The sequence below is a fragment of the bacterium genome (assembly GCA_019695335.1).
Lineage (GTDB): Bacteria > CLD3 > CLD3 > SB21 > SB21 > JABWBZ01.
On record JAIBAF010000002.1, the window covers coordinates 101,383 to 114,711 of the forward strand.

The window sequence follows — 13,329 nt, forward strand, 5'->3', positions numbered from 1 at the left end:
GTTACAAAGCCCTACTAACCTTCCATACTTCTAAATTCCCGGAAACTTGAAACGCAGATTGTATAAAACGCTCACCATCGCCGGATCAGATTCAGGCGGTGGTGCAGGCATTCAGGCCGATTTGAAAACTTTCTCAGCTCTGGGTACATTCGGCATGTCGGTAATTACCAGTATCACGGCTCAAAATACCGTCGGTGTGACTGGAATTCAAAATGTAGATCCGTCAATCATTGAAAAACAAATTGATGCCGTAATGGACGATATCGGAACGCATGCTGCCAAAACGGGGATGCTTTCAGATACAGGCATCATCGAAACAGTAGCCCGTGGATTGATCCGACATGGAATTAAAAAATATGTTCTTGACCCGGTGATGATCGCCAAAAGTGGAGATAAACTCCTTCAGGATTCAGCGATTACGACCTTGATCAATCAACTGATTCCGCTGGCATGGATTATCACACCCAATATCCCGGAAGCGGAGGAATTGACCGGCGATCAAATTTCGACGCTGGACGCGATGGAAATTGCCTGCAAAAAAATTTATTCGATGGGGGCGCGCTCCGTGATCGTCAAAGGAGGCCATCTAAAAGGCCGTGCCGTGGATGTTTTTTTTGACGGCAAAAAATTTCATCATTTTTCAAGTCACCGCATCCGTTCAAAGAATACGCATGGGACAGGCTGTACTTTTAGTGCGGCCATCACGGCTTTTCTTGCGAAAGGCTTTTCCGCTTATGAATCCGTGAAGCGGGCGAAAGATTATATTACGAAGGCGATTGAACACTCATTTCCGATCGGGAAAGGACACGGTCCGGTCGATCATTTTTATCGTTTTAATAAATTTTTTATTTGATGGTTCAAAAAGAAAAAAAAAATTGGACAGTGATGGATTTGCTTGAATGGACAACCGGCTATTTATCGCAAAAAGATTTCTTAAATCCCCGTTTGAACGTGGAATGGCTTCTTGGCGATACTTTAGGATATAAACGGGTTGAGTTGTATATGAATGCCGACCGTCCTTTAAGCACAAACGAGTTGTCGATCTTTAAAGAAAAACTCAACCGCCGCTTACAACATGAGCCGTTGCAATACATTGTCGGTGCGACTGAATTTATGGGACTGGTTTTCAATGTTACACCGGGCGTTTTAATTCCACGGCCCGATACCGAAATTCTTATTGAAAAAACACTGGAGATTTGTAAAAGTTATTCAGAATCGCTTCGCATTCTCGATATAGGAACCGGAAGCGGCGCGATTGCTGTTTCCTTAGCGCATTTTTTAAAACGAAAGCGGAATGATTTTTTAATTACGGCCATTGATCAGAGTGAAGAGGCTTTAGCTGTAGCGAAAATGAACGCCGAAAAAAACGGGACTCTTTCCATAATCGATTTTCGTTCATGCGATATTTTTGATACTATGGACAGATATCATCACTCATTCGATGTCATTGTATCAAATCCGCCCTATATTTCAGCAAAAGAATTTGAGATGTTGCCGGAAGAAATCCGAAACTTTGAACCGGAAAAAGCGTTACGGGGCGGAGACGACGGGTTAGATTTTTACAGGAGAATTGCCGCTGTTGCAACAGAGCTTTTTAAGTCATCCGACCAACCACATTTTCTAGTTCTGGAAATTGGTTACGATCAGGCCGAAGCTGTTCAAAAAATTTTAATTGAAAATCATTTTCACGAAGTCGACATTATTAATGATTTCGAGGATCACCCGCGCGTCGCTATAGCAACGATGTTAACATTGTAGAAGGGTATTATGAAAGTTAAAATCGACCTGCAACGCAGGTATGAAGAATTATTCAACAGTCTCCCTGACGGTGCGTTTGTCATCGACACTGGCGGGAACCTGATTATGGTCAATGACGTTGCTACGGCGTTGTTGGGGTATAAAAGCCAAACGGAGTTGGTCGGATCGACTATCGACAAAGTCTACGCTAACCCCAGCGACCATGATGCGCTCTTATCGATTCTCGGACATAAAAAAATAGCGAAGAAAAATATTTTTGACTGGAAAAAGAAAAACGGCGATCCTCTTTTAATTGAATTGACCGCCACGCCTATCCATGACGAACAAGGCCATATTTGCGGAATTCAGGGTATTTTCCGTGACATTTCACGACGCTTAGAAAGCCAGATCGCACAGCAGGAAACCTTAGCCGAAGCTGCTGCCCGTAGTATTGATGAAAGTAAATTTCTTGAAGCAGTCGATTTCTACCGTTCCGTCCCTATGTCGCTCATTCTGCAAGGCATTGCGCACAATTTGAATACTCCGCTTGGCGGCATTCGCGGACGAGCGGAATTGATCCAGCATAATTTTCTGAAAAACTCAAAAATTTTTGAATCGATTACTGACGAGAAGCTTCGCAATGAGATCAATGCGGTCACTTCAAAAATGATCAAAGGTATTACGGAAATTATCGTCCAGGTAGATAAAGCCACCGAATTGATCCGGGGTTTTTCAACAAAGATCTCATTTGAAATGAACTATGTCGAATCGCTTCAGGACATAAATTATATTATAAAAAACGAATTGTCTTTCTTGGAATCGAGTTTGTATTTCAAACACAAAATTTCAAAACAAATTGATCTTCAGGATAATCTTCCGAAATTTAAAGCGTATTACAGAGATGTCAGTCTTGCTATTAATCATCTGCTGATCAATTCGATGAAAGCAATTTCCGAGTTGCCGGAACGTAACCTGCGGATTAAAACCTACCAAAACGATGCTAACATTTGTATTGAATTGACTGATAATCGTAAACCAATGTCGACGGATGAAATCCGTTATCATCATTTGATCAACCTGAGCACGCGTTATACGGCGATTGCCGATGAAGCCAGGTTCAGTCCTTATGATATTGAAATTGCAGATGCGATGCGATTGTTGCAATTGTATGGCGGCTCATTGACCATTGTATCTGAAAAAGAAACAAAATTTATTATTCAAATTCCGAAAGCGTAGAGGCGGCATGGGCATTAAGATTTACAACACTCTGACCCGGCAAAAAGAAGAATTTGTTCCAATCGATGATGACGAAATCAAATTTTATGCTTGCGGACCGACCGTTTATAATTTTATACACATCGGCAATGGCCGTACTTTTATGATGGCTGACGTTATGCGCCGTTATCTCGAGTATTCCGGATATAAAGTAAAGTTTGTTATGAACGTAACGGATATTGACGACAAAATCATCAATCAGGCAATCAAAGATAACATGGAGTTTTCCGACGTTGCGCAGATGTATACGGAGGCTTATTTCGAAGATATTGCGAAACTTGGCCTTCGGATGCCCGATGCGGCACCGCGAGTAACAGAACATCTGGATGCAATTATTAATTTGATTCAAACATTGATCCTGAAAGGCTACGCTTACGAATCGAAGGGAAGTGTTTATTACAATGTGGAAAAATTTAACGGGTACGGAAAGTTGTCCGGGAAAAATACAGATGATTTGGTATCAGGCGCTCGGGTGGAAGTTGATGAAACCAAGCGCAATCCGTTAGATTTTGTTTTGTGGAAAGCGGCTAAACCCGGAGAACCGGCTTGGGACAGTCTTTGGGGAAAAGGACGCCCGGGCTGGCACATCGAATGTTCAGCCATGTGTATGACGCATCTGGGCGATCAAATTGACGTACACGTCGGCGGTGCTGATTTGGTTTTTCCACATCATGAAAATGAAATTGCACAAAGTGAAGGCGCGACCGGTCATCAATTTGTTAAATACTGGATGCATTGCGGTTTTCTTAACGTCAACGACGAAAAAATGTCGAAGTCGACCGGCAATTTTTGGCTATTAAGAGATGTTTTAAGACGTTTTCGGCCTGAAGTCGTGCGGTTATTCTTTCTCCAAAAGCACTATGCCAGCCCACTTAATTTCAGCGAGGATTTGCTACGGGATGCCGAAAATGCTCACAAACGGATCGAAGGAATTTTCAACAAAGTTCAGCAAGCGCTTGAACTGAAAGATAATCTTGGATCAGTCGGCCGCGATGCGTATCACGCCGACGTAGAGGAATTCAATAAAAGCCTCGACCGGTGGGAAAAAGAAGTCGTTGAAGCCATGAATGACGATTTTAATACGGCAGCGGCTATGGGAAAAATTTTTGAAATCTTCAGCGGCCTCAATAAAATCGCTTCGACTAAAAAACTCAACGATTTTACGCTCTATGTTTTGAAACGTGCCCGCGATCTTATCTTGGAATGGAATGAATTTCTCGGAATATTGCATTTATCGCGTCCGGAGGGTCTGTCGAAAAAATATGAGCAATTAATCGATCTTTTGATCGAGATTCGAATGGAAGTTCGAAAGAAAAAAGATTTTGCAACATCTGACAAGATACGTGACCGATTGACGGAAATCGGTATTCTGCTCGAAGATGGGCCTGAAGGCACAACATGGAAATTGAAATAACCGGAGGTTCGCATGAAAAAAATTTATGATATCTCAGTAACGATATCGAACGACATCGTTACTTGGCCGGGCGATCCGAAAGTAGATTTACAATTGCCCATTCAAATCAAAAAAGGCGATGCCTGCAATGTATCCCGCTGGCAAATCGGCGCCCACACCGGGACGCATACCGACGCACCTTTTCATTTTTTGGATGAAGGACAAGGTATCGATGAAATCCCGCTTGATGTTTATCTCGGCCCGTGTCTGGTTGTTTTAGTTGATCCTAAAATCAACATCGAACGCGAGCATCTTGAAAAGATCGATTTTAGAGGGCATACACGCATTTTATTTAAAACACGTAATTCACGGCATTGGAAAAATAATGACTCTGAATTCGATAAAGATTTTGTTGCAGTAGGTATTACAGGCGCCGATTACTTAGTTGAAAAAGGAATCAAGTTGGTCGGTGTCGATTATTTATCCGTTGAAAGTTTTCATGCTGAATTTGAACATCCGGTTCATAAGAAATTACTGGGCAATCATGTCGTTGTAGTAGAGGGACTGAATCTTTACGATATTCTCCCCGGAGAATATGAGTTAATTTGTATGCCATTGAAAATCAAACACGGCGATGGAACTCCTGTGAGAGCAGCTTTGCGGGAATTATAATCATTCTTCTTTCAATGCGGCCGATTCTTTGATCAAATCCAATTCTCTATCGTTTCTCAATTCTTCCCGTATTTTCATGCTCACCAAAAATACGCCTGCAAAAATGAGTATGGCGGCTATGACAGTTGATCCTTTTAAAGTTTCACCCAGCCATGTAACGGAGATGATCGTCGCAATAAGCGGTTGAATATATATGTAAGCCGCGACAGTGGACGGTGTCGTATATTGTAAAGCCCAACCATTGATATAATAGACCAGTACCGATGCAAACAAAATTAAAAAAACAACACACCACCAAATCATTGCGCTGATTTGACCGATATTTAAAGACAGAGTCTCGCTCAATCCAAACGGCAAAACACCCACCGTTCCGAAAATAAAATTCCACGTTACTACAGTAGCAGGCTTATAACGCTTCAAAATATCTTTTGATATGACAAGATAAATGGCGAAAGATACGCCATTCAGAAAGACCAAAAGATTTCCAAGAAAGTAATGATTAGCAAAATCGATCCTTTCACTTCCTAATAAAACCAGAATTCCAATAAATGACAAAATCGAGCCGCTGATCTTGCGAAAACTTGCTTTCTCTTTACGCATGATGATGGCAATTAAAATCGTAACCACGGGGATGGCTGTAACTAAAACCGTTGCATTGATGGCCGTCGTCATCGACAATCCTTTTAAAAAAAGCGTTTGATTGATGACAATGCCGAAAATGCTGTACCAAGCTAATAAAAAATAATCTCGGGCTGTTTGAATTTTTTCTTTTATCAATAAACGATGCAACACGGCTAACAATAGCGCTGCCGAGCTGATTCGGATAACAACAAGTGCATGCGGATTGATTTCACGTAAAACAAATTTGGATGATACAGAATTAATTCCAAAAATCAGTGATACTGTGAATAAGGCAAGATGAATTTTGAAAGGAGCAACCGGTGTCGAATTTTTCATGTTAGGTATTTATGGTTTTTTCGTGGATTACAAATTAGATCGTTTAAGCAGTTCATTCAATTCTGACGTGAATGAGTCAAAACATTTTGGTAACGTGCATAAATATTGTTCCTGATTAATTCGGATTCAACCAGTTCGAGCGACCGCTCGTATAAAGTCAAAGCATGGACCGGATTGTCGGCTTCAAATATCATTGCTCTTTCTGCCAATAAAATTGAATAATAATTTCTGATCATGTCAGCCATTCGATCAGGCGATGTTTTGGAATGAATAAAAAAATTTACATCCACTGATTCTGGAATTTCTGTTACTAAATGGTTCAATTCTTTGCGAAGCCGGTATCCGACAAAATATGGCTCACGCTTATAGTTCGTGGCAATCCCGGATTCCAGCGGACGAATCGGCGAATAAATGGTCAGGTAAACAGGTCGTTCGTCAAAATTCCGGTCAATGAATGAATTGATCATTGCGATATATTTTTGTTGGATAAACATTGGGTTAAACTTTTCTCCTTTTTCAAATGGGGCAACGGCGTCGAGAAATTCACTTACAGGCGCTTGCGAACGTTGCATGAATGCCGGATACCAGCGCTGAAGCATACGGATGTACCAACTTCTGCGCAAAAGCTCAACATCGATGAAGACTATATCTTTTGCTTCGTTTTCAACGTGTTGATAGTACATCATCGGAAATACAAACGGGTCCCAGTTGCCGATCACAATTGAATTGGATTCAATAGTATGCAGAAGATTGTCTTTATACTTTTCAGTGAAATAATATTCATGCATGGATTCTTTTTTAAAAGTCGAATACCCAAAAAATATCAGAATTGCCACCAGGATTCCAAACCAGGCATGGCGTAGATTTCTATTAAAATTTTTTTGAATAGCCCATTGAACGATCGATCCTAATCCAGTCGCCATTAAAAGACCCCACCACATGTGAAAAGGAAGATACATCACTGATACGAGAGCTTTTTGTTCGGCTACGGCAAAAGTATCGCGAATGGTCACGTCAACATTGGTCAAATAAGCTACCAACGGACCTGTCAGTACATTAAAGACTAAGGACAGATAAAATAATTTTCGTTTCCTGAAAAACAGAGTGATCAGACCAACACCGCCCAATGCCATCCAAACAATGCCGAACTGTTCAAACAAAATCCGGTAATGTAGGCCAATTTGGGAAAGTAAAACCGGAAGAGTACGGGGTTTGGTAATGTCTAACCCATATTGATGACGTGATACCACCCTCCAAAAATTAGTCCAATTGTCAGGATCGCCCCAATCCATTAACGGATTAAACGATGAAGCGATGGGAAGATACAAATATGGTAGCAATCCGGCCATCACCAGTATCGTGCCGATCAAAACTCTACGAGTATTCAGTAGAAACTTTGGGTCGACTGACCAAATGACAAATATGCCGAATGGAATAAAAATCATAGCAGTATGGTGATTTGTCACCGTTAGTCCTGAAAGAAAACAAAAACCATAATAATATTTGTTAGTACTAGTCAGGTTATTGATCCGCGCCAACCGCCACTGAAATAAAATCCACAATAAAAAACCTGTAAAAAAATTGTTGAGCCCATAAACTTCCGTAATTACGGATTGACTGAAATACGCCGGCGACATCCCAACACAGAGGACCGTGATGAGTGCGGTTATTGAAATAAGCGATGCCTTCAATTCTCTCAGCCAGAGTACGCAGGAGCAATATAAAAATATGATTCCGGCGGACGAAAAAACGGCTGACATCAAATTGATTCTCCACGCCACACTCTCTATCGGAAGAAATGAAAATAATTTTCCTAAGATTGTGAAAAGCGGGTATCCTGGTTCATGAGCGATTCCCCATAAATAAGCCGCTGTAATCAATTCGCCGCTGTCCTCAAACGTCACTGTAGGAGCCAGCCCAGCAATGTAAACCGCAAGTGGAATCATTCCACTCAGAATCAACCCGGCTTTAAAAAAATTATCATTAAAAGCAGCTAAATCAGATTGGTTCAATTGCTGTGTTTTGTTTGCTTTCATGTTTTTCAAAATTAACAGAAAATGACGAAAAAAACGCTATGACGATATTACCGTCACACAACATTGAGGGTTTAATTAGTTTATTTAAATATAAACAGGTGTTTAATGATAATGATTTTTGTCACAAATTCTGGCATCAAAATTGAATTATGATGGTTCAAAGTGTTAAAGGCCAAACACGTAGATAAAGAGAAAAATCTAAATTTAAGAACTAAGGAGTAAATGTATGATCACCTTACTTAAAAAAACAAATTTGCTGATGCTCTTACTGGGGCTCAGTTTGTATGGAATCAGTTGTTCGGATAACAATGATTCGTTAACAGTTGACGAAGCATCCATCCAGGAAGAAATTGAGACCGATGCCGATGAAATTTACGGCGTTGACATTATGAACGAAGAAGATCCTTCAAATTTCGCGACTATAGCATCAGGCTCGGAAACTCTGGCAAAATCCTTGAGTGCAATCGAACCCGTGGCTTACGGGCGTCGCCTTAGACATGCCCGAATTGTACGCGACCGCCTTGACGTCCAGGTTTCCGATGATGGAATGACCGCAACGGCTACTATCCGTTACTTATTGCGCGGACAATTTGTAATTCGCACTCGCGATACCAATAACAATGTCCGTGGATTTTATTTCAAGCCTTTGGTACACAAAATGGAACGGAAAATCCGGTTTGTCCGCAATCCCGATACGACAGCTGTCCAGCGCTGGATCCGTGACGGTATTACTCCGGCATACGGGATTTCTGATGGCGGTACTTTGAGCTTAACCGGTAATATTAATATTTATGTCACCCATGACGGCAATACCGAAACCTATACTATCGGCGATCCGCTGAATTACTTCTTTACGGATCAAACATCGTTGCCGACCGTTCAACCCGGCGATCAAGTCCGCATTGAAATTGCTATTGCGAATAGCAATACGGATGATGCGCCTTACGGAATCGTTCATCGCGGACGCAACAAAGCACATCTTGGACGTGCGAAAAATATTTTCAATGATGAAGGCGTTGACGGCGACGCCGTATCCGGAGACGGAGTTTACACAGTCGAATGGACCGTTGAAAACAACGGCGTAACGGGTAATCACATTGGCGTAATTGATTTCTTTACCCATAGCACCGTGTTTGATAGCGAAGCGCCTTACAATTCATTGGTTGTCGCGCTTCCGTACAATAAAGTTCAATAAATGCAATTATAATCTTGCGTGATACAGGAATTTTTCTTCTCTCATCCTCCACAACCTGTATCACGCAATTTTTTTAATCATTATGAAAAAATTTATAAAAGAAATCAGATGGTACATCGTTTTTGCTATCTTGGCATTAATAATTGTTCCAACCAAAAAAACTTCAGAGATCGAACACCCGCCTTCATTTTATCCGACGAAAATTGTCGTTGCATGTTTGGAAAGGCTTGAATTCGGCTTGCAACTGCAAACAGGGTTGAACGAAAAGGAAAAATTGGAAGTATCAATTATTACAGAAAAATTATATCGAACCCGATCAACATCCCCAATTCTGGTGTCTTCGTACCGTTCTGACATTAAACGATCTCTCCCATGACAAACGGTTTTTCTTTCTTTTGCCGCAATAGTTTCATCACTAAATCTACTTGCTTTTTGTCGACTATGATAATCATTCCTACCCCGAGATTAAATGTACGGATCATATCGTCATAAGGAACATTGCCAAAATGTTGAATCAACTCAAAAACAGGCGGCACTTCCCACGAAGACCAATCGATTTTAATTTTTAATTTTTTCGGAATGATCCGATAAGTATTTTCAAAAATTCCTCCACCCGTGATGTGTGAAATTCCTTTGACGTCAGCTTTTTCCATCACCGATTTAATGGGTTTCAGATATGACTTATGGACTTTGAGTAGTTCTTCTCCCAAACTACAACCTAACTCAGGCACATTTTCTTCAAGCCGGTATTTTTCCATAAGCACTTTTCTGGCAAGTGAATATCCGTTAGTATGAAGCCCAGACGAAGGTAATCCGATAAGAACATTGCTTTTTTGGATCGACGAGCCGTTGATAGCTTTTTTCTTTTCTACTACACCAACTATTGTTCCGGACATATCGTATTCACCGTCAGCATAAAAACCGGGCATTTGAGCTGTTTCTCCGCCAATTAGTGAGCATCCGTTGCTTTTGCAGCCTCTTGTCAAGCCTTCAACAATTTCACCAATGACCCTTTGCTCGACTTTACCTAATCCTAAGTAATCAAGGAAAAAGAGAGGCGTCGCGCCGCAAGCAAGAATATCATTCACACAATGATTCACCAAGTCTTCTCCGACTGTGTCGTGTTTGCCCATCATTACGGCAATTTTAAGTTTTGTTCCGACTCCGTCAGTGCTGGAAACTAATACCGGATCTTTAAACTTGTTTTTTGGGAAACGATAAAAACCTCCGAACAATCCTATCTCGGAGATCACATTCTTGTCAAATGTTTTCCTGACCATTTTTTTGATCCGGTCTTTAGTTTCGTTACCCTTACTAATGTCTACGCCACTGTCTTTGTATGTCGTTGTTTGAGACACTTAAATCTCCTGATTTATTTTGGGAATCGATGTCACACTTTGATTACGAGGGTATTCATAGGCGTTGAACTCCGGCCAAATCTTCGAGCACTTCGACAAAGGTTTCCCATGTATACTTTTTCTTTTCAGTTTCGATGTTTTTTGTAAACTCAGTTTCACGGTGTTCAGCGTAAAATTTCAAAATGGATTCGGCAATTCTTTCAGGATCATTGGGAGGCGTTATGAAACCAGTGATATGATCCAGAACAACTTCAGCTAAACCGCCAACATCCGTTACAATAACCGGTTTATTGAAATGATAAGCTATTTGAACAATTCCGCTTTGAGTTGCTGACCGGTAAGGCAAAACAACAGCATCGCTCGCACAAAAAAATTGACCGACTTTTTCATTCGGACAATAATCGGCATAAACCGTTACGTGATTTTCTAATTTTAATTCTTTGATTAAATCACGGTATTCTTGCTCCGAGTCATAAAATTCTCCGGCAACAAGTAACTGGACATCAATTTGTTTCAACACTATCGGCATAGCCCTAAGCAGAATGTCGAGTCCTTTGTATTTGCGTATAAACCCAAAAAAAAGAATCACGCGATCGGATGAAATTTTCAATTCCGCTTTTGCGGCTTTTTTTTGTATTTGAGGACCAAAAATATTATAAATCGGATGCGGAGTGTTCCTATATTGAGCGGCTGGCTTGAGAGATAAAAGGTCTTTTTTGACTGTATCGGATTGCGTGATGAACAAATCCGTACTATTCAAAATAAAATGTGTCAAGGTTATATCGCCGATGCGTTTCTCATGCGGCAAAATATTATCACAAATCATCATAATTTTACTATGAGCAAATCGTCGGCTCAAGCGTGCGATGACACCCAAACACGGCCCAAAAAACGGCATCCAATATTTAAAAATGACCAGTTCGGTTCGGAACTTTTTAATTTCGCGATATGCTTGAAACCAAGTAAAGGGATTGATCGAATCGATAATAATTTTACTTTCGATTATAATTGGCTCATCACTGGTTTCAGTCTGAGTTTTGCCTGGAAAAAGCAATTTTGGATATTGCCGCTTAAAATTAACAATCTGGATATCGTGGCCTTTTTTCCGGAGTTCCTGATACAAAATCCCGGCATATTGGGCGATACCTCCGCGAAGCGGATAAACAGGCGCAACAAGGGTGATTCTCAAAACGATTGAGTGTTGGTTCTTAGTGGATGAAATTATTTTTCAGAAGAATCGGAAGATACAGTACTATAATTTTTTAAAATTGACTCAACAATGTTAGTTGTAGAAAATCCATTGACCAGATCAACAAGCGCAACCTGTCCGCCATAGGCTTCTACGACATCATGGCCAATAACTTTTTCGACAGTATAATCGGAACCTTTAACGAGAATATCCGGTTTAACCGCTTTGATTAACTCGAGCGGCGTATCTTCATCGAAAATCACGACGTAGTCAACCGATTCTATGGCTGACAAAATATGAGCACGCTCAGCTTCGGATACGATCGGCCTTTTTTCGCCCTTGATACGGCGAATTGAGGCATCGCTATTCAAACCCACGATGAGCTTGTCGCCAAGTTTGCGTGCTTTGTTTAATAAAGTAATATGACCGACGTGAAGAATATCAAAACAGCCGTTAGTGAAAACAATTTTCTTGTTGTGCCGTAAACTTGGCAAGAGTGATGAAATTTCCTGAAGCGTTAGAATTTTTTTTGATCCGCTGGTCATTTCTTCAAGTTGGTGATAGACTTCTTCTTTCGAAACGGTGGTCGTACCTACACGGCTTACGGCAATGCCGGCTGCGACGTTGGCGATTTTCGCCGCTTCGACATAAGAATAGCCCGACGCAATCAGTAATCCTAAATAAGCAATCACGGTATCCCCTGCGCCCGTTACATCAAAGACTTCCCGTGCTGTCACCGGAATGATCGCAATAGAATCGTTTTCAATAACCATCATTCCTTCTTTACCGCGAGTCAGAATAACCGATTCTGCATTATATTTTTGCTGAATTTCCTTGATTGCTTTGTATGAGTCATCTTGGGTTTTCAATTTACGCCGAACGGCAGCTTCTGCTTCTTTCAAATTAGGTTTGATAACAGTCGCACCGGAATAAATGGAAAAATCTTGACGTTTAGGATCAACAAGGGTTTTGACATGATGTTGTTTTGCAACACTTAAAACGTCAGTGATAATTTTATCAGTCAAAACGCCTTTTCTATAATCTGATAAAATCACCAGATCAAAATTTTGAATGTATTTTTTAAGGAATGCAGATATTTGATTTTCAATTTCCTGCGAAATATTATCTGCAACCTCGTGATCAATACGTACCACTTGCTGGTTACCTGCAACAACCCGGGTTTTTGTAGTGGTAGGGCGTTGTGTATCGACAAAGACGCCGTCGGTACGAATTGTTTTTGCTGCGAGTTCTGATTTTAATGTTGAACCATCATCGTCATTTCCGATAACACCAAGCATCGTTACATCGCAGCCAATAACAGCTAAATTGTGGGCAACATTGGTGGCGCCACCAAGAGCAATGTTTTCACGCTGAACATGGACAACTTGAACGGGCGCTTCAGGAGAAATCCGTTCGACTACACCCCAAATATATTTGTCTAAAATGATATCACCGACAACCAGTATCTTCGGTTGGCGATCAGAGTAAAGAATATTTCGGAAATTATCTTTATGCAT

Annotated in this window: 11 protein-coding genes; 6 read left to right on the forward strand and 5 right to left on the reverse strand. The window is 40.9% G+C overall.

The features are described from left to right. The first annotated feature begins 58 nt into the window (after positions 1-58). The 5 genes from thiD to K1X84_01060 are packed head-to-tail and all read left to right on the forward strand — an operon-like array spanning position 59 to position 5,077. A complete protein-coding gene (thiD, locus tag K1X84_01040; protein MBX7150194.1) occupies positions 59-853 on the forward strand; it encodes a bifunctional hydroxymethylpyrimidine kinase/phosphomethylpyrimidine kinase in 795 nt (264 codons plus the stop codon). Further along, complete coding sequence (gene prmC / locus K1X84_01045) at positions 850-1,758, forward strand: peptide chain release factor N(5)-glutamine methyltransferase (GenBank protein ID MBX7150195.1); 909 nt, start codon at positions 850-852, stop codon at positions 1,756-1,758. Before thiD ends, prmC begins: the two co-directional genes overlap by 4 nt. Before the next feature lie 9 nt (positions 1,759-1,767). Further along, positions 1,768-2,973 (forward strand): PAS domain S-box protein, encoded by a 1,206-nt coding sequence (locus K1X84_01050; protein MBX7150196.1) that lies wholly within the window; start codon positions 1,768-1,770, stop codon positions 2,971-2,973. A 13-nt stretch (positions 2,974-2,986) separates the two neighbouring features. Then, on the forward strand, positions 2,987-4,426 hold the full coding sequence (cysS, locus tag K1X84_01055) for a cysteine--tRNA ligase (protein ID MBX7150197.1): 1,440 nt from the start codon (positions 2,987-2,989) through the stop codon (positions 4,424-4,426). Between the two features lie 12 nt (positions 4,427-4,438). Next, complete coding sequence (locus tag K1X84_01060; protein ID MBX7150198.1) at positions 4,439-5,077, forward strand: cyclase family protein; 639 nt, start codon at positions 4,439-4,441, stop codon at positions 5,075-5,077. Here the strand turns inward: K1X84_01060 and K1X84_01065 are convergent, their stop codons facing one another. Together K1X84_01065 and K1X84_01070 are read right to left on the reverse strand one after the other, a co-directional pair. Beyond that, positions 5,078-6,034 carry a DMT family transporter gene (locus K1X84_01065; GenBank protein MBX7150199.1) on the reverse strand — a complete coding sequence of 319 codons (957 nt, stop codon included), beginning with the start codon at positions 6,032-6,034 and terminating at the stop codon, positions 5,078-5,080. A gap of 56 nt (positions 6,035-6,090) precedes the next feature. Beyond that, positions 6,091-8,070 (reverse strand): DUF2723 domain-containing protein, encoded by a 1,980-nt coding sequence (locus K1X84_01070; protein ID MBX7150200.1) that lies wholly within the window; start codon positions 8,068-8,070, stop codon positions 6,091-6,093. A 226-nt stretch (positions 8,071-8,296) separates the two neighbouring features. Between K1X84_01070 and K1X84_01075 the strand changes: the two genes are divergently transcribed. Then, positions 8,297-9,265: a hypothetical protein gene (locus K1X84_01075; GenBank protein ID MBX7150201.1), complete on the forward strand. Its 969-nt coding sequence runs from the start codon at positions 8,297-8,299 to the stop codon at positions 9,263-9,265. 356 nt (positions 9,266-9,621) lie between these two features. On the opposite strand, the gene purM is transcribed toward K1X84_01075, so the two are convergent. From purM to rfaE1, 3 genes are read right to left on the reverse strand one after another with little or no spacing between them, the layout of a single operon-like run. Next, the gene (purM, locus tag K1X84_01080; GenBank protein MBX7150202.1) at positions 9,622-10,623 is read right to left on the reverse strand and encodes a phosphoribosylformylglycinamidine cyclo-ligase; all 1,002 of its coding nucleotides are present in this window, start codon (positions 10,621-10,623) and stop codon (positions 9,622-9,624) included. Between the two features lie 55 nt (positions 10,624-10,678). Beyond that, on the reverse strand, positions 10,679-11,812 hold the full coding sequence (locus tag K1X84_01085) for a glycosyltransferase (protein ID MBX7150203.1): 1,134 nt from the start codon (positions 11,810-11,812) through the stop codon (positions 10,679-10,681). Between the two features lie 32 nt (positions 11,813-11,844). Beyond that, positions 11,845-13,329: a D-glycero-beta-D-manno-heptose-7-phosphate kinase gene (gene rfaE1 / locus K1X84_01090; protein MBX7150204.1), complete on the reverse strand. Its 1,485-nt coding sequence runs from the start codon at positions 13,327-13,329 to the stop codon at positions 11,845-11,847.